This is a genomic window from Urinicoccus timonensis (assembly GCF_900232945.1).
GTDB lineage: Bacteria > Bacillota > Clostridia > Tissierellales > Peptoniphilaceae > Urinicoccus > Urinicoccus timonensis.
Genome location: NZ_OCTU01000002.1, coordinates 182571 through 207359, shown reverse-complemented (window position 1 = coordinate 207359; position 24789 = coordinate 182571). Strand labels below are relative to the sequence as shown.

Annotated in this window: 21 protein-coding genes; 2 read left to right on the top strand and 19 right to left on the bottom strand. The window is 47.8% G+C overall.

The features are described from left to right. Positions 1-82: 82 nt before the first annotated feature. Complete coding sequence (locus CS898_RS05065; RefSeq protein WP_099208337.1) at positions 83-313, top strand: hypothetical protein; 231 nt, start codon at positions 83-85, stop codon at positions 311-313. Between the two features lie 1557 nt (positions 314-1870). On the opposite strand, the gene rplA is transcribed toward CS898_RS05065, so the two are convergent. The 15 genes from rplA to fusA all read right to left on the bottom strand — a co-directional run bounded on the left by rplA (position 1871) and on the right by fusA (position 17542). Further along, positions 1871-2572 (bottom strand): 50S ribosomal protein L1, encoded by a 702-nt coding sequence (rplA, locus tag CS898_RS05060; RefSeq protein ID WP_009431309.1) that lies wholly within the window; start codon positions 2570-2572, stop codon positions 1871-1873. A 42-nt stretch (positions 2573-2614) separates the two neighbouring features. Beyond that, a complete protein-coding gene (gene rplK, locus CS898_RS05055) occupies positions 2615-3037 on the bottom strand; it encodes a 50S ribosomal protein L11 (RefSeq protein ID WP_009430606.1) in 423 nt (140 codons plus the stop codon). Between the two features lie 64 nt (positions 3038-3101). After that, positions 3102-3647: a transcription termination/antitermination protein NusG gene (nusG, locus tag CS898_RS05050; RefSeq protein WP_009430022.1), complete on the bottom strand. Its 546-nt coding sequence runs from the start codon at positions 3645-3647 to the stop codon at positions 3102-3104. Between the two features lie 10 nt (positions 3648-3657). Continuing rightward, complete coding sequence (gene secE / locus CS898_RS05045) at positions 3658-3900, bottom strand: preprotein translocase subunit SecE (RefSeq protein WP_009431823.1); 243 nt, start codon at positions 3898-3900, stop codon at positions 3658-3660. Positions 3901-3912: 12 nt separating this feature from the next. Next, entirely contained in the window at positions 3913-4062 is a 150-nt protein-coding gene (gene rpmG / locus CS898_RS05040; protein WP_034440217.1) for a 50S ribosomal protein L33, read from the bottom strand. 1714 nt (positions 4063-5776) lie between these two features. Beyond that, entirely contained in the window at positions 5777-7138 is a 1362-nt protein-coding gene (radA, locus tag CS898_RS05030; protein ID WP_099208335.1) for a DNA repair protein RadA, read from the bottom strand. Further along, positions 7107-9569, bottom strand: a complete 2463-nt coding sequence (locus CS898_RS05025) for an ATP-dependent Clp protease ATP-binding subunit (protein WP_099208334.1) — start codon at positions 9567-9569, stop codon at positions 7107-7109. Before CS898_RS05025 ends, radA begins: the two co-directional genes overlap by 32 nt. Beyond that, positions 9569-10579, bottom strand: a complete 1011-nt coding sequence (locus tag CS898_RS05020) for an ATP--guanido phosphotransferase (RefSeq protein ID WP_099208333.1) — start codon at positions 10577-10579, stop codon at positions 9569-9571. The genes CS898_RS05025 and CS898_RS05020 overlap by 1 nt, the downstream gene beginning before the upstream one ends. After that, entirely contained in the window at positions 10566-11084 is a 519-nt protein-coding gene (locus CS898_RS05015) for a UvrB/UvrC motif-containing protein (RefSeq protein WP_099208332.1), read from the bottom strand. Before CS898_RS05015 ends, CS898_RS05020 begins: the two co-directional genes overlap by 14 nt. A 1-nt stretch (position 11085) precedes the next feature. After that, a complete protein-coding gene (locus CS898_RS05010) occupies positions 11086-11538 on the bottom strand; it encodes a CtsR family transcriptional regulator (protein WP_009431937.1) in 453 nt (150 codons plus the stop codon). Between the two features lie 138 nt (positions 11539-11676). Next, on the bottom strand, positions 11677-12276 hold the full coding sequence (locus CS898_RS05005; RefSeq protein WP_099208331.1) for a peptidylprolyl isomerase: 600 nt from the start codon (positions 12274-12276) through the stop codon (positions 11677-11679). Further along, the gene (locus CS898_RS05000) at positions 12273-13667 is read right to left on the bottom strand and encodes an MATE family efflux transporter (RefSeq protein ID WP_099208330.1); all 1395 of its coding nucleotides are present in this window, start codon (positions 13665-13667) and stop codon (positions 12273-12275) included. Before CS898_RS05000 ends, CS898_RS05005 begins: the two co-directional genes overlap by 4 nt. After that, positions 13660-14421 carry a type I methionyl aminopeptidase gene (gene map / locus CS898_RS04995; protein ID WP_009430100.1) on the bottom strand — a complete coding sequence of 254 codons (762 nt, stop codon included), beginning with the start codon at positions 14419-14421 and terminating at the stop codon, positions 13660-13662. Before map ends, CS898_RS05000 begins: the two co-directional genes overlap by 8 nt. Next, positions 14422-15309 carry a tetratricopeptide repeat protein gene (locus CS898_RS04990; RefSeq protein ID WP_099208329.1) on the bottom strand — a complete coding sequence of 296 codons (888 nt, stop codon included), beginning with the start codon at positions 15307-15309 and terminating at the stop codon, positions 14422-14424. Positions 15310-15484: 175 nt separating this feature from the next. Then, entirely contained in the window at positions 15485-17542 is a 2058-nt protein-coding gene (gene fusA / locus CS898_RS04985; RefSeq protein WP_009431396.1) for an elongation factor G, read from the bottom strand. Between the two features lie 290 nt (positions 17543-17832). Here fusA and CS898_RS04980 point away from each other — a divergent pair, with 290 nt between their 5' ends. After that, the gene (locus CS898_RS04980) at positions 17833-18900 is read left to right on the top strand and encodes a copper amine oxidase N-terminal domain-containing protein (RefSeq protein WP_009430764.1); all 1068 of its coding nucleotides are present in this window, start codon (positions 17833-17835) and stop codon (positions 18898-18900) included. 102 nt (positions 18901-19002) lie between these two features. Here CS898_RS04980 and CS898_RS04975 read toward each other — a convergent pair whose 3' ends face one another. The 4 genes from CS898_RS04975 to CS898_RS04960 form a co-directional block, all read right to left on the bottom strand. Continuing rightward, the gene (locus CS898_RS04975) at positions 19003-19611 is read right to left on the bottom strand and encodes a histidine phosphatase family protein (RefSeq protein WP_009431074.1); all 609 of its coding nucleotides are present in this window, start codon (positions 19609-19611) and stop codon (positions 19003-19005) included. A 3-nt stretch (positions 19612-19614) separates the two neighbouring features. Next, positions 19615-22713, bottom strand: a complete 3099-nt coding sequence (ileS, locus tag CS898_RS04970) for an isoleucine--tRNA ligase (RefSeq protein WP_099208328.1) — start codon at positions 22711-22713, stop codon at positions 19615-19617. Positions 22714-22913: 200 nt separating this feature from the next. Then, positions 22914-23384: an RrF2 family transcriptional regulator gene (locus tag CS898_RS04965; RefSeq protein WP_099208327.1), complete on the bottom strand. Its 471-nt coding sequence runs from the start codon at positions 23382-23384 to the stop codon at positions 22914-22916. Between the two features lie 47 nt (positions 23385-23431). Continuing rightward, positions 23432-24679, bottom strand: a complete 1248-nt coding sequence (locus CS898_RS04960; RefSeq protein WP_099208326.1) for an NAD(P)H-dependent oxidoreductase — start codon at positions 24677-24679, stop codon at positions 23432-23434. Between the last annotated feature and the right edge of the window lie 110 nt (positions 24680-24789).

Sequence of the window (24789 nt, the reverse complement as noted above, 5' to 3'; positions counted from 1 at the left end):
CAAAAACCGTGAGGTTTTTGTCGTACTTTCAGAAAGTTCCGGACAACGAACAGTCATTTCCTGTCTCGCTTTCGCGAGGGGAATGTATTCAGTTGTCATAGAACATTTCTTATATATTCATTATACACAAGAAAGGCTTTTTGTAAAATTACAAAAGTGTTACAAAACGGGGTCAAATGGTCCTATGGCTGTATTTCAAGCCATTTGGCTTTTTGGCAAAGGCTTAACAATTTCTTGCTATTGGCTTAAAATTGGGCTTTCGCCGGTTGAGCTTTTGCCTTTTGGCCCGGTCTTGGTTTTCTTGGTAGGATGAATATCTACGTTTTCTATTATAGCATAGTTTGGGGAAAAGGGCTAGGGATTGGGGTGGGGTGGGGTTTTGTTTTTGGGTTTTTTGGGGGGGTTTTATAGGGCGAATCTTTATTTACATTCTTCCCTATACTTACCTTTTCTCTTTATTCCAGGAGGGGCCTAGGGGCTATCGATGCCCCTTGCCCCTCCTAGGACCTCCCCTTCCACCCTACCTTACTTGATGTAAGAAAAAAATCGACAAGCCTAAAAATTCAAAACTCGCTTCGCTCAGACATTGAATTTTTTTAACGGCTTATCGATTTTTTCTTTTTATTGGAAAGATCGAATCGTTACCTTTTCGGGTAATTTGGGGATGGTCTGTAGGGGCGACCTGGTTCATGACCTAACCCGATGAGAGCAAAGCTCGAGTCGTAGGTAGGTCATATACTAAGATTTCCCAAGAAGACAAACGAAGTGCAGTCTGATTGGCAGAAATCGACAGTGATCGCCCGTTCTTCCTCTCTCGAATATGTTTGTTCGGGGATGAATCTTTATTTACATTGTTCTCTCATTCATTTTATCCCCTATACGGGCCTGACAAGCAGGCCCCTACAATTAGGTTCCTGTAACTTGATGGTCTGTAGGGGCTGGCTTGTCCAGCCCGTGTTGCGAACCTGGGTTTGTTTATATGGAGATGAATTCCTATTAGCATGATTCCCTATGTTTATTCTTTTCTTCTATTCTTGGGGAAGGAAGTAGGGCGTCATGATTCGCCCTATCCTTCCCCAAACCCCTACCTCTCACCCTAACGCACTTAGTGTAAGAAAAAATCGACAAGCCTAAAAATTCAAAACTCGCTCCGCTCAAACATTGAATTTTTTTAACGGCTTATCGATTTTTTCTTTTTATTGGAAGGGTCGGATTGAGAGGTTCCCGGGGTTGTTTATTTTGGGGGATTATCTTTATTTATTATTTTCCCCTGTATTTACATGCCCTGAATTGTTATTAGGGCGGCACAAGGCCGCCCCTACATTAGATTTCATATCATAAGAATTGTTCCCTATGTTTATTTTTTCTGTATATCAATACTACAAAAGCTCTTACGATTCCGAAAATGTATCGTTTTTTAAATTGAGGTCAAAAAATTTAAGATTCGTTAAGAAAATTTTGCTGTTTGAGCGAAGTGAGTTCAAAATTTTTAGAATCTCAAATTTTTTGCTTCCTCCAGTAAGGTAGGGTGGAGGGGGAGGTCTTAGGAGGGGCAAGGGGCATCGATAGCCCCTAGGCCCCTCCTGGAGAATGGGAAAAGAGTGAGTATTGGGAATGGTGTAAATATAAATTTGCCCTATATAAATATGTTCCGGATTGTAGAACGGGCGACACCAGGTCGCCCCTACAAAGTTATTCGAAAATAAACAATAGAACCCTGTATTTACATATTCGGGTATGTATAAAGGGCGGCACAGGGCCGCCCCTACATTAGGAAATCAAAGGTTTCGGGCTAGGGCTTCAAGGGCCGCCCCTACATTATGAAATCAAAAAAAGTGATGAATCCTAGGATTCATCACTTTTTTTCTTCTTAGTCTTCCATTAATTTTTGTCCGTTGATTTTGATTCCAGGTCCCATGGTTGTGGACACGGTTACGGATTTTAAATATTTTCCTTTTGCTGCTGCTGGACGGGCTTTGATGACTTCTGTTACGAGGGCTTTGAAGTTTTCTCGTAGTTTGTCTGGGCCGAAGGATACTTTTCCAATGGGTACGTTGATAATGGCTGCTTTATCAACGCGGTATTCTACTTTCCCTGCTTTGATGTCTTCTACAGCTTTGGTTAAATCGAAGGTTACGGTGCCGGATTTGGGGTTTGGCATTAGGCCTTTTGGTCCTAACACGCGCCCGATGCGTCCAACAACGCCCATCATATCAGGAGTTGCAACGACTGTATCGAATTCAAACCAGTTTTCGTTTTGGATTTTGTCTACGTATTCTTGGCCGCCGACGTAGTCTGCGCCTGCTGCTTCTGCTTCTTTGATTTTGTCGCCTTTTGCCAGGACTAAAACGCGGTTGGTTTTTCCTGTTCCGTGGGGTAGGACGACGGTTCCACGGACTTGTTGGTCAGCGTGTCTTGGGTCTACACCGAGTCGCATTGCGAGTTCTACTGTTTCGTCAAAGTTTGCCTTGGCTATTTGGCCGACGAGTTCTAGGGCGTCTTTTACGTCGTAGAGTTTGCTACGGTCTACTAGCTTAAGGCTGTCTTGGTATTTTTTTCCTCTTTTTGCCATTTACTTTACCTCCTTGTGGTTCAAACGAGTTTTCTCTCCCACTTATTCAACTTCAATACCCATGCTGCGTGCGGTTCCTGCAACCATGCTCATGGCTGATTCCAGGTTAGCTGCGTTTAGGTCGGGCATTTTAAGTTCTGCGATTTCCTTTACTTGGGCTTTGGTTAGTTTTCCAACTTTTGTCTTGTTGGGTTCACCGGATGCTTTGTTGAGTTTTAATGCTTTTTTGATTAAAACGGCTGCTGGTGGTGTCTTGGTGATGAATGTAAAGGAACGGTCTTGGTAGACGGTGAGTACAACGGGGATGATCAGGCCTTGTTGGTCTTGGGTCTTAGCGTTGAACTCTTTGGTAAATTGCATGATGTTAACACCGTGTGGTCCTAGGGCGGTACCTACTGGTGGTGCAGGGGTTGCCTTTCCTGCTGGAATTTGTAATTTTACGATTGCTATGACTTTCTTTGCCATAGTGCACCTCCTCAAATGTGGTATAGCGGGGTTTCCCTCCCACTAGTTTGTGATATGCGTACGATTAGTTTTTCTTGACTTGTCTAAAGTCAAGTTCCATGTTGGTGTCTCGACCGAACATGGAGATGATGACGGTAAGTTTTCCTCTGTCTTCGTCGACTTGGTTGATGGTGGCCATAAAGTCTTTAAAGGGCCCATCGATAACTTCGACGATGTCTCCGACTTCATATAGGCCTGAATAGTCTTTTTTGTCGGCGACTCCTAGGGAGAGGACTTCTTCGTCTGTCAGGGGGACGGGTTTGGATCCCGGCCCTACGAAACCTGTTACTCCTCGCGTATTGCGTACTAAATACCAGGATTCGTCATTCATGATCATCTTGACCAAGACGTAGGATGGAAAGACTTTGCGTTCTTTGACAACTTCTTTTCCATTACGCATGGAGATGTATTCTTCCATGGGGACTTGGATATCAAAGATGAGGTTGTCCATGTTCCTATTTTTTACTAGGGATTCCATGTTGGCCTTTACTTTGTTTTCATGTCCTGAGTAGGTATGAATGACGTACCACTTGGCTTCTTGTTCTTGGGACTCGATTTGTTGGTCTGTCAATTGGATCACCTTATGCTTTAATGAAAAGGCCTAAGATGCCACGAATGACGTAGTCAAGTCCGTAGATTGCTAATGCTACAAGGATACTAACGACAATGACGACGAGTGAATAGGTTAGGATTTGCTTTTTGGTCGGCCAGATTACTTTTTTGAATTCTGAACGAACTCCGCGGAAGTATTTTCCTAGGCTTTTTTGGTCTTGTTCGGCCTTGGCCAGGTTGTTTGTTTTCGCGGGTTTACTTGGGCTTGCCATCTATTCCCTCCTTTATTTTGTTTCTTTGTGGTTGGTATGGGTCTTGCAGAATTTGCAATATTTTTTTAGTTGCAGACGTTCTGTTGTGTTTTTTTTGTTTTTAAATGTGACGTAATTGCGGTTTTTGCATTCTTCACATTCCATAATTGCGCGATCAGCCATTTTGCACCTCCTGTTTTTATGCAACTTAAAGAGAACCCCGACTATGATCGGGGTCTTCAATCTGTAGTATTGTATCACGGTTTTGGGTGGCTGTCAAGATTATTTGGGGTCTTTATGAGTTTGTAGGGGCGACCTCGTGTCGCCCGTTCTTCCGTTCCCGGGTTTGTTTATATAGGGATGAATCTTTATTTACATTCTCCCTCTATTTACTTTTTCTCCTATTCTCCAGGAGGGGCCTAGGGGCTATACTGTCGATTTCTACCAATCGACCTTCGTTACACTCGGTCTCTTGGGAAATCTTAGTATCTGACCTTCTATAACTCGCTTCGCTCGTTAAGATAGGTCATAATTTTGCCCCTTGCCCCTCCTAGGACCTCCCCTTCCACCCTACCTTACTTGATGTAAGAAAAAATCGACAAGCCTAAAAATTCAAAACTCGCTTCGCTCAAACATTGAATTTTTTTAACGGCTCATCGATTTTTTCTTTTTATTGGAAGGGTCGGGTCGGTAGATTTTCGGGTAATTAGGGGATGGTTTGTAAGGGCTGGCCTGTTCATGACCTATCCCAATGAAGCCAAGCGAAGCGTCGGCTGAATTGAGGAAGGTCAGATGCAGTCTTTCACAGCGAAAGGAGCGAAAGCGAACTTGAGCTGATGAAAAGTTGTACCAGCCCGTGTTGCGAACCTGGGTTTATAAATATTGGGGGTAATTTTTATTTATTATTCTCCCCTGTATTTACATATTCTGAATTGTAATAAGGGCGGCACAGGGCCGCCCCTACAAAATCATTCGCCACCCTGTAGGGGCGACCCTGTGTCGCCCGTTCTTCCGTTCCGATTATGTTTATATGGGGATGAATCTTTATTTACATTCTCCCTCATTTATTTTATCTCCTATACGGGCCTGACAAGCAGGCCCCTACAATTAGGTTCCTTTAACTTGATGGTCTGTAGGGGCTGGCCTATCCAGCCCATTTGCAAAACAGGATTTATATACACAAGGTCAACAAACTTCATGAACATGTTTCTCATATATCTATATATTCTGCCCACTAACACGGGCGACACCAGGTCGCCCCTACAAATTACCCGAAAATGTCGCAATCCGATTATTTAAAATGAGGCCAAAAAATTTGAGATTCGTTAAGAAAATTTTGCTGTCTGAGCGTAGCGAGTTCAAAATTTTTAGAATCTCAAATTTTTTGCTTCCTCCAGTGCGTTGGGGTGAGAGGTAGGGGTTTGGGGAAGGATAGGGCGAATCAAGACGCCCTACTTCCTTCCCCAAGAATAGAAGGAAAGGGTGAATATTGGGGATGGTGTAAATATAAATTTACCCTATATAAATATGTTCCGGATTGCAGAACGGGCGATCACTGTCGATTTCTAGCTGCTCAAGCAAAGCTTTCGCAGGAAATCTTGGCATGAGACCTGCCACGAAATCAAAGATTTCGGGCTAGGGCTTCAAGGGCCGCCCCTACATTTAGGAAATCAAAGATTTCGGGTTAGCTTAGTATCTTATCTATAGCAGGGATGGTCGCTTGCTGACAAATCAAAGATTTGAAACGCCGCGACCTCTTCCAGACCTAACTTGGCGACGAAGGAGCCTTAGTAGGTCTTATGCAACCAATTGCCCAAATTTTTAATTTGGCTGCAATTGTCTGTGAACCTACCTACGATTCGGCCTTCGCTTTGCTCGGCCTCATCGGGTTAGGTCATTAAAACTCTGCCAATACTTCTCCCAGAGTCCTTAGACTTTTGGTCTTATATTTTTTCTTAAGTTTTTCCTGGAGGGGTGGGGTGTAGATTTGGTCGAAGCCCATACGGCTGGCTTCTTGGATTCTGGCTTCCAGGTTGGGGATGGGTTTGAGTTCGCCGGTAAGGCCCACATCGGCCAGGAAGATGGTATTGGCTGGGATGGGGGTGTTTTTCAAGCTGGAGTAGACGCTCATGATCAGGGCCAGGTTGGCGGCGGTTTCTCTCAAGGGGATGTTGCCTGTGGTTTTGACGACGACGTTTTTATCGGTGAGGCGTTGTTTTCCTCTTTCTTCCAGGATGGAGATCAGGGTTTGGAGGTGTTCTTTCCGGACGCATTCGCCAATCCGTAAGGGATAGGGGGTGAAGCTCCGGCTCACCAGGGCTTCGACTTCCACCACGATGGGTCTGGTGCCTTCTCTTAGGACGGTTAAGGCGGACCCGGGGACTTCTTCTCCAGGATCTCTTTTGGTCATAAAGTAGGCGGAGGGGTTGTCGATGGATTGGAGGCCGTCTTCTTCCATGGAAAAGAAGCCCATTTCTCCTGTGGACCCGAAGCGGTTTTTGCTGGTGTAGAGGGTTCTTAGGGGGTCGCTGGAGTCGCCTTCTATGACCAGGACGGTGTCTACCAGGTGTTCTAGGGACCGGACTCCGGCCAATTCGTCTTCCTTGGTCATCTGGCCTACCATAAAGACCATCCGGGGTCTTTTTCCCTTGGCCAATTCCAGCATCTGGTTGGCGCAGGCCATGGTCTGGGTAGGGGTGCCGGGTCTGGAGGTGTAGTCTTGGCTTTGGAAGGTTTGGATGGAGTCTAGGATAATGAGGTCGGGGTCGATTTCTGCCACGTCTGCTAGGACTTGTTCCAGGGAGTTGGTGGAGGTGACCCAGATGTTTTCGGGGATTTCTTTTAGGATTCTTTGGGCTCTTTGGTAGATTTGGGAGCTGGATTCTTCTCCACTGGCATAGAGGACCTTGAGACCGGCTTGGGCGAAGTCGCTGGAGACTTGCAGGAGCAAGGTGGACTTGCCGGCGCCGGGTTTGGCTGTCAGGATGCTGATGGAGTCGCGAACGACTCCTCCTCCCAGGACGCGGTTGAATTCTTGGATTTGGGTTTTATAGCGGCTGGTGGTGCTGACCTTGCTCTCTTGGAGTTTTTTGGCCCGGGCTGGTTTGGCCTTGGCCTTACCGGGGCCTTGGGGGGCCTGGTCTTCTTGGATTTCTTCTTCGAAGCTGTTCCACTCTCCACAGGATGGACACCGGCCCAGGTAGCCTATGCTGGTATAGCCGCATTCTTTACACTTGTACTGGCTCTTGACTTTCTTCATCTTTTCCCTCTTGGATTTGGATTTCTTGACCTTGGACGCTGATATGGAAGGTCCGGTCTTGGTCTTGGTTGGATTCTAGGATTTTATCGGTTAAGGGTTCTTCTACGAGTTTTCGCAGGGACCTTTCCAGGGGTCTGGCGCCGTATTGGGGGTCGTAGCCTTTTTCGGCGATAAAGGGGGCCAGGCTTTGGTCGAAGTCTACCCGGGTTCCCACGTCTTCCAGACGGTCCTTAAGTTCTTCTAGGAGTCTTTCTACGATGCTTTGGACTTCTTTTTGACCCAGTTTGTTAAAGACGATGACTTCGTCAATCCGGTTGAGGAATTCGGGCCGGAAGAGTTTTTTCAATTCTTCCTGGATGGTCTGGGTCATTTTTTCGTGGTCTTCTTGGCCTTCTTGGCCCAGGCCGAAGCCGATGGTGTTTTGTTTTTTCAAATAGGCGGACCCGGCATTGGAGGTCATGATGACGACGGTGTTTTTAAAGTCTACGGTCCGGCCTTGGCCGTCTGTCAGGCGGCCGTCGTCTAGGAGTTGGAGGAGGAGGTTAAAGACGTCGGGATGGGCTTTTTCGATTTCGTCAAAAAGTAGGACGGAATAGGGCTTGGTCCGGACTTGTTCGGTTAATTGGCCTCCTTCGTCATAGCCTACATAGCCTGGAGGGGACCCTACCAGACGGCTGACGCTGTGTTTTTCCATGTATTCACTCATGTCAAAACGGAGCATGGCGTCTTGAGACCCGAAGAGTTCCTTGGCCAGTTGCTTGGCCAGGAAGGTCTTACCCACGCCAGTAGGGCCTACAAAGAGGAAGGACCCAATGGGTTTTTCGGGGTCTTTCAGGCCTACCCGGGCTCTTTTGACGGACTTGGCTATGGCCTTGACGGCGGCTTCTTGGCCCTTGACGACCTTGTTGATGTTGGCTTCCAGGTCAATGAGTTCCTTGGATTGTTCCTGGCTGATTTTGGTTATGGGAACACCGGACCAGTCGGCGACAATTTCAGCGATTTCTTCTTGGTCTACTACCATCTTGCTCTTTTTGCTTTCCTTGTCCCAAAGGTCTTTTTCTTGGTCTAATTGGGCCTTGGCTGTTTTTTCTTGGTCTCTGAGTTTGGCAGCGGCTTCGAAGTCTTGGGCATCGACGGCTGCTTGTTTTTCGTTTTTATATTTTTCCAGCTTCTTTTCCAGGTCTTGGATGGAAGAGGGGCTGACCATGGAGTGGACTCTGAGCTTGGAAGCGGCTTCGTCAATGACGTCAATGGCCTTGTCGGGCAGGAAGCGGTCGTTGATGTAGCGGTGGGTTAATTCCACTGCGGCTTCAATGGCTTGGTCTGTGATTTTCACTCCATGATGGGCTTCGTACTTATCTCTCAAGCCCTGGATGATGGTGATGGAGTCTTCTTCTGTAGGCTCGTCAACATAGATGGGCATGAGGCGCCGTTCAAAGGCGGTGTCTTGCTCGATGTAGCGGCGGTATTCATCTATGGTGGTGGCCCCGATCATTTGCAGGTCTCCCCGGGTCAGGGCGGGTTTTAGGATGTTGGATGCGTCCATGGCTCCTTCGCTGGCGCCGGCTCCCATGACGACATGGAGTTCGTCAATAAAGAGGATGGCGTCTTTTTCTTCTTGGACTTCTTCCAAGAGGCCCTTGAGGCGTTCTTCGAAGTCGCCTCGGTAACGGGCTCCAGCCAGCATGGCCGACAGGTCTACCGAGTAGATTTTTTGCCCCTTGATGATTTCTGGGACATTGCCGGTGGCCATTCTTTGGGCCAGGCCTTCTACGATGGCGGTCTTTCCTACTCCGGGTTCTCCGATGAGGACGGGGTTGTTTTTCCGTCGCCGGCTCAGGACCTGGATGATGCGTTGAATTTCTTCTTCCCGGCCAATAACGGGGTCAATTTTGCCCTTTTTAGCCACGTCTACCAGGTTGCTGGCGAATTTTTCCAGGTAGGATTCTTCTCCTTCTTGTTTTTCGCCTTGGGGGGCTTGTCCTTGGCCCATCATGGTTTGGATGCCTTGGTAGATGGATTTTTCCAATTGGTTGGGGTCGATGCCCATGTTCCGCATGGCCAGGACGGCTACCCCTTTGCCTTCGCTTAAGATGGCCAGGAGGATGTGTTCTGTGGACACGTAGCCTTGGCCAAAGGACCGGGCGATTTCAAAGGCAATTTCGAAAATTCGCTTGGTTCTTGGGGTGTAGTTGGCTGTTGGGGCTGGGGTCATTTCCTGGGGTATGAGGTCTAAGATTACTTTTTTAAAGGACTCATAGTCCAGGCCCACTTGGGCCAAAAGGGCTCCGGCTCCTTGGGTCGGGTCCTTTAACATGGATAAAATTAAGTGTTCTGAGCCTACATAGTTATGGCCTTGGCTCTTGGCTTCTTCTTGGGCTCGGATGATCATGGCTTGACTTTTTTCTGTAAATCGTCCGTACATTCCCATTAAAATCCCTCCTTCATCATTCGCCGACAGAGGCCTGCCCGGTGGATATCTCTGGATTCTTGGTCCAGCCGGGCCTGCTTTTGAATTTGCAGACTGGCGTTTTGCAGGCGAAACATGGTTTCGTATATATCTAATTGGTTTTCTTGCTTGATAATGGACAGGTCGATGCCCAGTCGGATCATGGACAGGCAGTCGCACATTTCTTCATAGGAAAGGATGCGAGCATTGCGGAGGATCCCAAAGGACCGGCAGACCTTGTCTTCTAATTTAATTTTTTCTTGGAAGTAGAGTTCTTTTCTCTTGGCTTCTTCCATGGAAACTATTTCTAAAACGGCCTTTTCCAGGCGGTGGATATAGTCTTTTTCGGTAAAGCCCAGGGTTTGTTCATTGCTAACCTGGTAGATCCCTCCTACGGACTTGGACCCCTCACCATGGAAGCCTCTTAGGACTAGGCCCATCTTGGCCAGGCTTTTGTTGAGGCTTTTCAGGCCACTGATTTCCAGGGCTGGCAGGTGGACCATGACGCTGGCCCTAAGGCCGGTACCCACATTGGTGGGGCAGGCGGTTAGGTAGCCGTATTGGCGGTCATAGGCAAAGTCCAGGTCCTGGTCCAGGGCCTTTTCTACCTCCAAGAGCTTGGAATAGGCTTCTTCCAGGGCCAATCCCGGCAGGATGGCTTGGAGTCTCAAGTGGTCTTCTTCCAAGACCATAACGGAGACTTCCTTGTCCTCTCTTAAAAAGAAGGAGGCTCCCTGGGTTCTCTCCATCATGCCAGGGCTAATCCACTGTTGTTCAACAAAGTGGAGCCGGGACAAGAGGGAAACTTGCTTTAGGGGGTAAAAGGTATAGGTTTCAGGCCAGCTGTCAATGGCAGCGTGGACTTTTTTTGTAATTTCTTCCTCTTGGTCTGGGTCCAGGGCCTCGGTAAAGGGGTAGTCCTTTAGGTTTCGGGCTAGGCGGATCCGGCTGGTGAGGATGATGTGGGTGGAATCGTCTTTAATTGGATTCATGGGCCTGCTCCTTTAAGCCATTGATTTGGTCTCTTAAGTCTGCTGCTTTTTCGTAGTTTTCTTCTTGGACGGCCTGGTCCAACTGGGCCTTGAGGTCCATAATCTGCCGGTCTCGGTAGACTTCTTCCTGGAAGGCTTGGGGGATTTCCCCTTGGTGGTGGTCTTGGCCGTGAAATTGCTTGATAATCCTATTGAGGTCCGGGCCAAAGGTCTGGTAGCATTGGCTGCAGCCCAAAAGGCCAGTGTCTTTGAAGTCCTTCCAAGTGGTGTGGCAGTGGGGGCATTCCTTGCCATGGGCTTCTTCCCCGGAGTCTTGGATCATCATCTCCAGCATGGCTGAAAGGACTCCTCCCAGTCCTTCATCCACGATCTTGCTGATGCCCAGGTCTTCTTTCATGAGTTCTTCCAGGCAGTCTTGGCAGAGCTGGAGTTCTTTTTGTTGGTTGCCCATGCTAACCAGGTAGGATAGCACTGCAGGTTTTTTCTGGCAATGTTGACACAACATGTTAAACCTCCTTATTGAAAACCAGGAGGAGGATATTTTTTAAAATATCTCCCCGGACCTTGTTCTTGTCTTGGGCCCCTTGGAGGGAGGCATCGGACAGGGCCAGGTCTAGAATTTGCCTTTCCCTGAGAGAAATATGCCCCTGGTTATATAGGGACCGTAAAATATCTTTCGACCGGAGGACGGTAATCCCATCTTCTACTTCCTTGGCATAGAGGGAAAAATCATCCGTCATGTCTACTTCCACAATCCGGATATAGCCTCCACCACCCCGTCTGGATTCTACAAAGTAGCCCTTGTAGGGGGTAAAACGAGTGGTTAAAACATAGTTGATTTGCGAGGGAGCACAGGAAAAATGCTCCGCCAAAAGGCTTCGTTGAATTTCCACAATCCCGTCACTACTTTCTAAAAGCTTGATTATATATTCTTCTATTGAATTGGTAAGTTTTGCCATAAGATCACCCTTTGACCATCTTTGTCCTTTAAGTCCTAACTATCTGTCTTTTTTCTTATTTTACCACATCTTTTAATCTATATCAAGCCTATCCACTATTGGCTCAAAAGTAAAAAGGAGACCCAGCTGGGTCTCTTTTTAGTCTTCCATATAGGCTTTTTTAATTTTTATTTCCTTCATGGGCCGGTTTTGGGCATCAACAGAGGCAGCAGCAATGTCATCCACCACGTCCATGCCTTCCAAAACTTGGCCAAAGACAGTGTGTTTGCCATCTAGCCAGTAAGCGCCACCTAGGTTTTCATAGGCTTCCACCACTTGGTCTGGATAGCCCCCTTCTGAACCCAGGGCCCTCATTTGCCGAATGATATGGGGGTCAATAGCAGATCCTTGGACGATGAAAAATTGACTGCCATTGGTCCTGGGACCGGCATTGGCCATGGACAGGGCTCCCCGAAAGTTTCGGTAGTCGGTGTGGAATTCATCTTCAAAGGGTTTACCCCAAATGGATTCTCCTCCCATGCCTGTTCCCGTAGGGTCTCCCCCTTGGATCATAAAGCCGTCAATAACCCTATGAAAGAGGATGCCGTCATAGTAGCCTTCTTGGATGTGGCCAATAAAGTTTTCCACAGCCTTGGGGGCTGCTTCTGGGAAGAGGCGGAATTTAATCCGGCCTAGGTCTGTTTCAAATACGGCAATTTTTTCGCCGTCAGTTTTTTGTGCAAGTTGTTTTAAGGTCATAATTCTCCCTCCTGAGCAATTCTACTGACATACTTACCCATATTTTTGGAAAAGTGGTCAGTTTGTTTTTGAAAGTAAAAATAAATGGCCACGTGAAAAATCCCCTTGAGAATACTGGAGACACTCATGGCAACCCAAATTCCGTTGACTCCAAAGGCTGGCATCAAGACCAGGGCCAGGGGAATCCGAAAGAGGTTAAAGACTGTGGCAATGATGGCTGGGTACTTGGTCAAGGCCAGGCCGTTTAAGGCTCCGGCTGTACCGATTTCCAGGGTCATAAAGATTTGAGAAAAGGACAAAATCACCAGGTACTGGCCTCCATAGTAGGCAGTTTCCAGGTCCTTGGGCAAAAAGAGGCTAAAGAGGTTTTGCCGGCCGAAAAAGAGGAGTAGGGTGGAGGCTAGGCCGAAGCTTCCTACAATGGTCATGCCTGTTAGGTAGCCCCTGTGGAGGCGGTGGAATTTCTTGGCCCCATAGTTTTGCCCCATAAAGGTGGTCATGGCTTGGGAAAAGCCCTCGGCACTCATCCAAGCCAGGCTCTCCAGCTGGGACCCGATGGTATAGACTGCGATAAAGGTTTGGCCGTAGCCCGAAACATAACTCACCAGGACCATTCCCACAAAGGCATGGATCAAGGAGTGGATACAGGCCGGGATTCCCAGGCTGAAGATGTCCTTGATATGGTGGGGGTCCAGGGGGGTGGTTTTCTTAATTTGGAAGAGGACGCCCTTGCTGATGTAGGAAGCGTAGAGGAGCAAGAGGACGGCCAGGCATTGGGCCAAGACGGAAGCAATGGCCGCTCCAGCTACCTCTAGCCGGGGAAAGGGCCCCCAGCCAAAGATGAGGATGGGGTCAAAGACGATGTTAAAGACCAGGGCCAGGATGGAAATCTTAAAGGGGGTCAGACTGTCTCCCCGGGCGTAAAAACTGGCCGTTAAGAAAGGGGTCATAAAGATGAAGATGGTCCCCAAGCTGACAATTTTTAAGTAGCCCACGGCATCCTGGTGGGCCTTGGCTGAAAGTTTATAGATGGAGATAATGGGGTCGCTGGCTAAAAAGAGGCCCAGGCTGGCCAGGAGGCATAGGCCCAGACAAACGGCCAGGCCGGCCTTCATAACTCGTCTTGCCTCTTCTTGGTTTTTGCTGCCATAGGCCTGGGACAGGCCCACGCTAATCCCCACCGAAGCAATCAGGGCGATGGCTTGGAGCATCCAAACATAAAAGTGGGTGGTCCCTACAGAGGACACGGCCTGGGTGCTCAAACGGCCCAGCCACATGGCATCGGTAATGGTGTAGGCAATACCGATTAGGGAAGAAGCCATCAGGGGCAGGGAAAGTCTCAAGAGTCCCCGGCTAATGGATCCCTCCAGGAGGTTGATGGACTTACTCATCCCCATCCCCCTGGTCTGTCAGGATAATGGGCCCGTCCTTGGTAATGGCCAGGGTGTGCTCGTATTGGGCACTTAGGGACCCATCCCGGGTCCGAGCAGTCCAGCCATTGTCGTCCATGGTTAGGTCTGGTTTGCCGATGTTGATCATGGGTTCAATAGTAAAGACCATGCCCTCTTGGATCCTTAGACCCCGACCTGCCTTGCCATAGTGGAGGACTTGGGGGTCTTCGTGCATGTCTTGGCCGATGCCGTGGCCTATAAATTCTCGAACCACGCTGTAGCCCCGAGATTCGGCATAGCTTTGGATGGCATGGCCAATATCTCCCAGGCGGTTACCCACTTGGGCCTCTTTGATTCCCTCATAGAGGCAGGCCTTGGTGACCTTTAGAAGGTTATCGGCTTCAGGAGAGACCTCCCCTACCCGGTAGGACCAGGCAGAATCTGCCAGCCAGTCCCCAATCCGGACCACCATGTCCACTGTGATGATGTCTCCGTTTTCCAGGGTCCTCTTGCTGGGAAAGCCATGGCAAATTTCGTCGTTGACGCTGGCACAGATGCTATAGGGAAAGCCTTCGTAGCCCTTTTGTTCCGGGTAGGCCCCTCTTTGGACCAGGTAGTCTTCCACGAATTCGTCCAATTCAATGGTCTTGACTCCGGGTTGGATTTGCTTTCTCAATTCCCTATGGACGCTGGCCAAGAGCCGGCCAGCTTGGTGCATTTTTTCGATTTGTTGGGGTGTTTTTATAATAATCATCTATAGCTCCTTTACAAGTTCTTTTAAGTCTATATCCGTCCTGGCCCAGTCTTGGGCATGGGGGTTAATTTTTATGGCTTTTTTTAATTCCTCCAGGGCCTGGGCCGGGTCTTTTAGGTGGACATAGGCACAGGCCAGGTTGTAGTGGAGGTTGACACTGTCCTGGTGGTGGGTCAAGCCTCGCAGGAGGATTTTTTTGGCCTCTTGGTCCTCTTTCAAGGCGAAGTAGATGGCCGACATATTTAAATAGGTATAGGGATGGGAGTATTCCTCCAGGCTCTTTTCATAATAGACCAGGGCCTCTTGGGGCCGGCCCAGGCGGTTTTCCACCACCCCCATATTGTAGAGGGCCCGGGCATAGCTGGGACACAGGTCCAGGGACTTTAAAAAATAGGACCGGGCCTTTTGGTAGTCCTTTTGCTCTTCATAGAGGCTGCCCAGGTCATTGTAGCAGACAAAGTCCTCCGGCTCCAAGTCCAGGCAACGAAGAAAGAGGTCTTGGGCCTTGGCATAGTCCTTTAGATCAAAATAGACATGGGCCAGGTAAAAATAAGCCTTGGTATAGGAGGGGTCCAGACGGATGGCCTCCCGGTAGTTTTGAATAATTTGGTCCTTGTCCTGGCCCAGACTCTCCCCACTAATGGCCAGGCCGTAGTAGGCTCCTGGGTGGTTTTCCAGACTTAGAATCTGATGAAAAAGGTCCTGGGCTCCAGCCGGGTCATCCAGCTGGAGGGCCAGATCTGCCAGTTCAAACAGGCTGTCCACTTCTTCCTTTTTAGTCTGGGCAAAATTTAAAGATTTTTCAAAGGCCCTCTTGGCCTTTTGAAGTTGGTTTTTTTCTAAAAAATCATTGGCTAAAATGAGATAGTTGGCATATTTTGGATTCACAAGGTCACCTCTTTCTCTATTCTAACACAGGCCCTTGGCATGGACAATTGCTGGGATTTTCTTTTTTAGATTAAGGGATGAATATGAAAGTTTTTTACTTTGCTTCTTTCCTATATAAATCAAAAAATCGGAACTAGAATTTCTAGTTCCGATTCTTCATTCTTATTTTACTGACTTATTCTGCCTTGTGGTCTGCAATAATTTTTTCTGCAATTTCCTTGGGTACTTCTTCGTAACGGGCATATTCTACGGTGAAAGATCCCCGACCTTGGGTCATGGCCCTGAGGTCTATAGCGTATTCATACATTTCTGCTTGGGGGGCTTCGGCTATGAGAACTTGGGTTCCGTCAGCTTTTTGGTCCATACCTAGGATCCGGCCGCGGCGCTTGTTCATATCTCCCATAACATCTCCCAGGTATTCATCAGGAATGGACACTTCTGCCTTCATAATGGGTTCTAGAAGGATGGGTTTGGCATCTTCAATTCCCTTACGGTAGGCCAGGGCTGCTGCCAGTTTAAAGGACATTTCGTTGGAGTCTACATCATGGTAGGACCCATCGTAAAGGGTGGCCTTGACTCCAGTCATGGGGAAGCCTGCCAGGATTCCGTGTTCCATGGCTTCTTCCAGTCCTTTTTCTACGGCTGGGAAGTAGTTTTTAGGAACGGCTCCACCAAAGACTTCTTCATCAAAGATAAAGTGTTCATCACAGGGTTCAAAGCGGATCCAAACGTCTCCGTATTGGCCGGCACCACCGGATTGTTTCTTGTGCTTTCCTTGGACTTCGGTCTTGCCCTTGATGGTTTCACGATAGGGAATGATAAAGGGAACCTTCTTGGTGGCAACGCCAAAGGTATTTTTTAATTTTTCCAAGATGACATCCAATTGGACGCTTCCTTGACCTCCAATGGTTAATTGCTTGGTTTCAGGGTTCCGTTCAATAACAAAGGAGGGGTCTTCTTCTTGGAGGCGGTGGAGGGAGGTGGAAATTTTTTCTTCGTCTCCCTTGGATTCGGGTTCAATCGCGTAGTAGATAACAGGAGATGGTTGTTTCATCATCTTGTAGAGGACAGGATGGGCCTTGTCACAAAGGGTGTGGCCTGTTAGAGTATGGGCCAATTTTGTGGTAGCTCCAATGTCTCCGGCGTAGATTTCATCTACAGCCATTTGTTCCTTACCCCGCATAATATAGAGGCCACCCATTTTTTCTGGGCTTTCTTCATTGGCATTGTAGAGGGCTGTGTCTTTGGTGATCTTACCGGACAGGACCTTGAAGATGGAAATTTTTCCAACAAAGGGGTCTGTTACTGTTTTAAAGACCACAGCGGAATAGGGTTCGTCTGGGGATACCTTGCGTTCTTCCCCAGATTCATAACGGAAGCCAATATGGGCTTGGTCATGGTTGGGGGCTGGCATGTAGTTGATGATGGTATTTAAGAGGATGTCAATCCCGATGCCTTTTTCAGCAGATCCTACCAAGAGGGGGACAGCATCTCCAGCGATTAGGGCTTCTGTTACGCCCCGTAAGAGGTCTTCCCGGGTGAATTTTTCTCCGGAAAAGTATTTTTCCATCAAAACTTCATCGGCTCCGGCTACGACTTCGGCGATTTCTTCATACATCCGTTCTGTGGCCTTGACTTGGTCGTGGTTTAGGGGGGCATCTTCAGGAGCACCCTTGGTGTACTTGTAGCCTTTTTGGAAGATAACGTCTGTTACTCCTACAAAGTCTTCTCCTTCCCCAATGGGAACGGAAAAGGGAATGACCTTTTTACCGAATTTATCTTCTAACTCTTCCATGAGAGTTCTGAAGTTGACATTTTCTCCGTCGATTTTATTGACAAAAATAATTCGGGGTAGGCCTATTTTTTCTGTGTACTTCCACATTCTTTCGCTGCCTACTTGGACTCCGGCTGTGGCATCAATAATCATCAGGACTGCTTCACTGGCCCTAAGGGCTCCTTGGGCTTCTCCAATAAAGTCGATGGTCCCTGGAGTATCAATAATGTTGAGTTTCTTATTCCGCCATTCAATGGGAATAATACTTGTACCAATGGACGATCCTCTTTCTCTTTCTTCTTTTGAAAAGTCGGACATTGTATTTTTTTCATCCACATGGCCAATCTTTTGAATGGCACCGGATTGGAAAAGCATGGCTTCGGTTAAGTTTGTCTTTCCACTGCCGCTATGGCCTACTAGGGCTAAGTTGCGTACATTTTCTGTTGTATAAACCTTCAAAATTGATTCCTCCTAACATATGATAACGTTTTTATGTCCTCATTATACCATAGGATTTTCCCCTTGTAAATCATTAGGAGGAATTCTAAAAAAGCCCCTGGAGACCAAGGGCCTGTTTGGGAAAATTTATTTGCTTGAAGTCAGGCTAAGAAAATGTTTCTATCCTTTCCCATAAATCCTTGTTTTTCTATGCCTCTTCCTAGATGGCTAGTCTTTGCCGTTGCTTTTTCCCCTCTACCATACTATAATGAAGCCAAGTTGAAAGGAAAAAATAGAAAGGATGATGACTCTTGAAAAAAACACGCATGGCCTGGATCTTTCTCCTGGCTGCAATTTTACTGGTCCCAACCAGGGCCTTTGCCAGTGACCAAATCCGTCTCTTCATTAAGGGAAGCTATATCCACGGCGACGTATCCCCTATGATTGTAAATAACCGGACCCTGGTGCCCCTACGCCTGGTCAGTGAAAACTTGGGTTGCGATGTCAATTGGCGGCCAGAGGACCAAAGTATCCGCATCATCCAAGGTGCCCGGGCCTTGGACTTAAAACTGGGCAGCAAGACAGCCTATATTTTAGAAAATGGTGGAAAGAAAGCCATCTCCATGGATGTAAGTCCCCTGGTTGTGAAGAACCGGACCCTAGTCCCTATCCGTTTCATTTCGGAAAACTTCGGCGAAAAGGTAACCTGGGACCCAGACAACAAGACTGTGGCCATTGGCCAAGGCTATAGCCCCAAGAAGGCCCTTGGAGAAATGACCCTGCGTTTCAGAGACCGGAGTTTTAACATTAAGACCAAGGCCTTTAAGGGCCAAACCATGGTTCCCGCTAGGGACTTTGCCAAGGGTATGGGATGGTCCTATGTAAACAAGCCCAACGAATATGAAGAAAAAGTACCTGTCCTTTGGGACACCATGAAGGGGATCGAAATCTGGAACTATGGCGACTGCTTTCAATGTGACGGCATTAACTTTGCTTTCATGGATGGAGGGAACAAGGGCCTGGCTTCGAAACAATTCCAAGGCCAAGACTACCTCTCCCTTCGCCATTTGGCCGATGTCCTCCATGCAGATTTAACCATCAGCCAAGACCAAATTGTCATGCAGGAGAAAAAGCAACCAGCCAGCTACAAACTTTACTACAAGCCCCTCTTAGGCAATGGCGAAAGCTACGGCTATGAAGCCGCCAAGGTAAATTCCATCCAGTTCAAGAACCACCATTATTTCATTATGCCCATGAATAAGACACCGGAAGAATACGTCCGTTTGGGCATCTATGACAAGGAAATGACCCCCAAGGGCATGTGTAATTTTTACATGAACCCGGATAAAAAGATTGTGGAAGTGGCCAGCCAAGGCTAAAATCTATCAAATTTTTCCACAAAAAAGCTTCCCAGAGAAGAAGTAAAGCTCTTCTCTGGGAAGCTTTTTTATTTTAAATAAATTTTCAAGTCTATACTAGTTCTAATAGGTCACATCATTCACCGGGCCGGCCCTGTAAATCACTTGGTAGACCCCGTCCTCCTCTTGGGCCAGGGAAAGCTCCGTTCCCAGAACCAGAGGCTTTAGCCAAAAGTCTTTCACCGGTCGGTCTTCCATGACATTTAACAGGGCGTTGATGGTAACTCCATGACTGACCACCAGGACGCTTTGGTGGTCCTGGGCCTTGAGCCGGTCTAAAAAGCCCCGGGCCCTGTCCATAAGGTCATAGTAGTTTTCCTCCCCAGGAGGGTGGTAGTTTTGGGGCTCCTTTAAATAAAGGTGGAGCTCTTGGGGGTTGGTTCTTTTCACCTCATCGAAGACCCGACCCTCCCACATCTTAACGGATAATTCTCTCAGGTCCGAGTCTTGGACCAGGTCCAGGTCCCGGTCTCCCCTTAAAATTTGAGCCGTAGTCAGGGCTCGGCCTTGGGGGGAGGTGTAGATGGCATCTAGGTCTAGGTCTTTTATTTTTTCCTTTAGGGCATGGGCTGCCTGGATCCCCTCCTGGGTCAAGGGGGAATCCAAGGCTCCCTGCATCCTACTTTCGGTATTCCATTGGGTCTGTCCGTGGCGGACGATATAGATCTTCAAATTTTATGCCTTTTTAATTTGGATATAGGTGTCCTTGCCATTTAGAGAAATGGCTTCCCCATCCAACTTGTCTTGGGTCAGGCTGTCGGCCAGGACTTCTTTTTTGACAAAGTCCTTGTAGTGGTCAATGGCCTTTAAGATGTCTGGGTCTCCGTCATAGGTCAGGTGGATGTGGTCAGCAACATCCAGGTCTTTTGCCTTACGCATTTGTTGGACCTTGGAGACAAATTCCCGCATATCCCCTTCCAAGATCAGGTCTGGACTTAATTCTGTGTCCAAGATGACAAAGAGGTTGTTTTCCATGCTGACATCAAAGCCTTCCTTGGAGTGGATCCGGACCAGGATGTCGTCTTTTTCAATGGAGTAGTCTTGGCCATCCAGGGTCACACTTACAGGCCCTTGGTCTAATTGGTCCACCAGGTCCTTGGCCTTGGCTTCTGCCAGGTAGTTTTGGAAGGCCCGGATATTTTTCCCAAGCTTGGGTCCAGCGACTGGGAAGTTGGGTTTTAATTCATAGTTCATAAATTGGCTAAGGTCGTGTTCATAGTGAACTTCCTTGACGTTTAGTTCTTCTTCAATGAGGTCAGTTAGGTCGCCAATGATGTCCTTGTATTTTCCGTCTACCAGGACTTCAGATAGGGGTTGACGAACCTTGATACCGGCATTTTCACGACTGGCCCGGCCCAGGGTTACCAGGTTACGAACCAGGTCCATTTGTTCTTCTAAGTCATCACGATAGTAGCTGGGGTCTGCCTTGGGATAGTGGTCCAGGTGGACAGATTCCTTGCCAGTGAGTTCTTGGTAGAGTTCTTCTGTCAGGAAGGGGATAAAGGGAGCACAGAGTTTTACCACACCTAAAAGTACGGCATAGGTGGTGGCAAAGACGGCTTTTAAGTCCCCATCTGCATCGGACTTCCAGAAACGACGACGGTTTCTTCGGATATACCAGTTGGAGAAGTCTTCCACAACAAAGTCTTGGATCATCCGAACGACCTTGGTGAGTTCAAATTTTTCCATGTTTTCTACGACTTCAGCTACCAAGTGGTTGTATTTAGATAGGAGCCAAAGGTCAATTTCTGTCAGGTCCTTTCCTTCCAGCCCTAAATCTTCCATTTGTATGCCAGAAGTGTTGGCATAGAGACTGAAGAAGTGGTAGATATTTTTCAATCCCCGGAAGAACTTGGACTCTGTATCTCTCAGGCCATCTTCATCAAACTTGGTGGGAGACCATGGGGGAGATACATACATTAAATACCAACGGACCACATCGGCCCCGTATTGGTCAAAGAGCTTGAAGGGGTCTACGGTATTGCCCCGGCTCTTACTCATCTTCTTGCCGTCCTTGTCCAGGATCAGGTCGTTAACCAGGACATTTTTATAGGGGCTTTCTCCGGTGATATAGGTGGAGATGGCCAAAAGGGAGTAGAACCAACCCCGGGTTTGGTCAATTCCTTCATTGATGAAATCTGCTGGGAATTTCTTTTCGAAGAAGTCTTCTTTGTGCTCAAAGGGATAGTGCCATTGGGCAAAGGGCATGGCTCCTGAATCGAACCAAACATCCACAACGTCACTTCCCCGGGTCATGCGACCACCACATTTACATTTTAGGTGGACGTCATCTACATAGGGACGGTGGAGTTCAATGGATGGATCGATGTCTTCAATGGCCCGGTCTGCCAATTCTTGGCGAGAGCCTACAGAAGTGGTTTCTCCACAGTCTTCACACCGCCAGATGGGCAATGGGGTTCCCCAATACCGGGACCGGGAAATAGCCCAGTCATTTAGGTTTTCCAGCCAGTTGCCAAAGCGTTTTTCACCCACAAAGTCTGGATACCAGTTGACTTTTTTATTGTTTTCTACCAGCTTGTCCTTGAATTTGGTTACTTCCACATACCAGGAGGGGTGAGCATAGTAGATCAAGGGAGTATGACAGCGCCAGCAGTGGGGGTAGTTGTGCTTCATCTTTTGGGACTTGAACATAAGGCCGTGCTCTTTCAAATAGTAGAGCACATCTGGGTCAGCATCAATGACAAAGGTCCCCTTCCAGGGGGTGTCCGTGAACTTTCCTTCCTCATCTACAGGCTTGATCATGGGCAGGTTGTAGCGACGGCCGGTTTGGTAGTCATCTTCCCCAAAAGCTGGAGCAGAGTGAACAATCCCGGTTCCGTCTTCAATGGTTACATAGTCGGCTACTGTAATGAAAAAGGCCTTTTTGTCGGGTTTGATAAAGGGAAGCAATTGGTCGTATTCCCAATATTCCATGTCTTGGCCCTTGAATTCTTCTAAAATTTCTACTTGGGCATCTCCAAAGACATTGGAGATGAGGTTCTTGGCCAGGTAGTAGACCGTGTCCTCTACCTTGACCTTGGCATAGGTTACTTGGGGGTTGACTGTTAGTGCCACGTTGGAAGGCAGGGTCCAGGGAGTTGTGGTCCAGGCCAGGAAGTAGGCATCTTCATCGGATTTCTTGAATTTTACTGTCACGGTTTTGGTGGAAATTTCCTCATAGCCTTGGGCCACTTCGTGGGAGGCCAGGCCAGTTCCACAGCGAGGGCAATAGGGCAGGATCTTGTGGCCTTCATAGACCAGGCCGTCTTCATACATCTTGTTTAGGATCCACCAGACTGTTTCGATATAGTCATTGTCCAGGGTGATGTAGGGGTCGTCCAGGTCAATGAGGTAGCCCATTTCCTTGGTCATTTGCCGCCAAAGGGACTCGTATTCAAAGACGGACTCCCGGCACTTTTTGTTAAAGGCTTCCACGCCATAGGTTTCAATGTCTTTTTTGTCGTGGAGACCCAACTTCTTTTCTACTTCAATTTCTACCGGTAAACCATGGGTGTCCCAGCCGGCCTTTCTCCGGACTTGAAAACCCTGCATAGTCTTGTAGCGACAGGTTAGGTCCTTGAGGGTCCGGGCCATGACGTGGTGGATCCCTGGGCGACCATTGGCTGTTGGGGGGCCTTCATAAAAGATAAAGGGCTCACAGCCCTCCCGACTATCTACAGACCGGTCTAAAAGGTCAATTTTATCCCAATAATCCGCTACTTCCTTCTCTCTTTCAACAACTGGTTTTTTACTTAAGGGTGCAAATTTTTCCATGTCTCCTCCTTTTTACTATAAAAAAAAGCCCCTAAGCTTGCGCTTAGGGACGAAATATCCGCGGTACCACCCTACTACAGTTTCCTGCACTCTAGGTCCTATAACAGGGGACAACTGTTGGCTCATTTCCTAGCCAAAACTCAGAGCTGATCCCATAGACATCTTAATATCGGGCTTCCACCTAGTCCCAACTCTCTAGATTAAGATTTGTCTACAGCCTTCTCTTCAAGGTTATTTGTTTTATTAGGCCTGTCGGTTCTTAAAAAATCTACAATTTTTTGTTCCTTAAAGGCTCCTACCACATCATCTTGAATTTCTCCAAGCTTGTTATGGAAGGGGCAATCGCAGATTTCATGGCCCTTTTCCCGCCTGGAGCAGAAAGAATTTTCCTCCATTAGGCAACGGTTGATTTCAATGGGACCATCCACAGCTAGGATAATATCATACAGGGTTACTTCTTCCCGATCCTTGGCTAGATAGTAGCCTCCATTGGCCCCTCTCTTGGCTCCTGTAATTCCCGCCAGGTTTAGTTTGCGAAGAATTCGCAGGGTAAAGCGATCAGGAATACATTCCTCTTCTGCTATCACAGGTGCCCCGACAACTTGTCCTGGTCTTTCAGCCAGGTGGGCTACAATCCGAAAGGCATAGTCAATTTCTAATGTGATTCTCATAGTCACCCTCTCATTCTAATGTATTTTTTTCTCTTTGTCAAAGACAATTACATTTCTTGGTGGATCCTGTAGAGCAAGGTGTCCTCAAGCTCTACTTGGTCAAAGGTCAAGGGCTGGTCTTTAGAGACCTTGTCCTTGAGATGGGCCTTTTCTGTTAAAAGACCTATGGGAACCAGGTTTTCCTCCTGGGCCCGGCTGGCTGAAGTTAAAAGTCCATAGACCTGGTTGGACCCAATTCCACCCAGGCTTTGGCCGGGGTCTAAGTCCCTTTTGGCCAGGGCTACGGTTTGAGCCACAAGGTCTGTAGATAGGAGACTTTCCTCCTGTCTTATAACAGCCTTGGCAATGGAGATGGGGGTTTCAATACTGGTTAAGTGGTAGGGCCTGAAGATAGTATAATAGGGTCCCTTGCCCATCTTTAAAAACTGGAGTTCCTTGTCCATCATGGCATCTTGGCCCTTGACAATGGCAAAAACTCCTGGAGCCATGCCATGGACAAAGTCCACAACGCCGGTTTTTTTGATTTTTTTATCCGGTCCAAAAAAGTCCACCAGGTTTTCCGGATTGGCCTTGAGACCGTGACAGCCATCTATATCGGGTAAAAATCCCGTTGCATTACAGACACAGTTGAGTTCAATCATGGTGTTGGTCCCATCTACAAAGGACGTCAACATCCGGGGAGACAGGCCTTTTTCCAAGGCTTCTTCCCTTACTTCTTCCTGGGTCACATGACGGTTCAGGGGGTTGTTTTTCCCCTTACCCAGGGCAATGACTTCCAGGCCTACAAAGCTACAAAACTCGTAGAGCTCCTGAATAGATCCCGGTTCATCACCATAGGTCCCGGTGTAGACCACCCTGTTTTCTCGGGCAATCTTCCTTAAATAAGGGCCAATTAAGACATCCATTTCCACATTTAAAGACACCAGGTGGATGCCCTTTTTCAAGGCAGCCAGGCTAATTTCAGCCCCAGCTACAGTGTTGCCCGTTGCATCGACCAGGCAATCCAGGTCCAGGTCAGTTAGGAGTTGGTTGTCTGTGGTGGCAACGAGATAGCCATGGGCTATGTATTTTTTTGCTTCTTCCAGGTCATGGCAGATTTTGATTCCGGCTTGGTCAATCCCCGCCTCCTGGCAAGCCTTTTGGATGGATTCAATCCTCCGACTTGCAATGGCTACAGGGATGAAATGGTCAAGCTTGTTGAGTTGGGCCAAAAGATGGCTTCCCATTAGGCCGCATCCCACGATGCCCACCCTGATCTTGCCATAGGCTTTTAGCTCTTTATATAATTCTTTCATCCAGGCCTCCTTATTTCCCTATTATAGCATAGAAAAGGTGTAGTATAAATTATTTTTTAGATTTCATTTTTCTTTTTCATATGAAGTCCTGGCCTTCTTAGGGCGCTTTT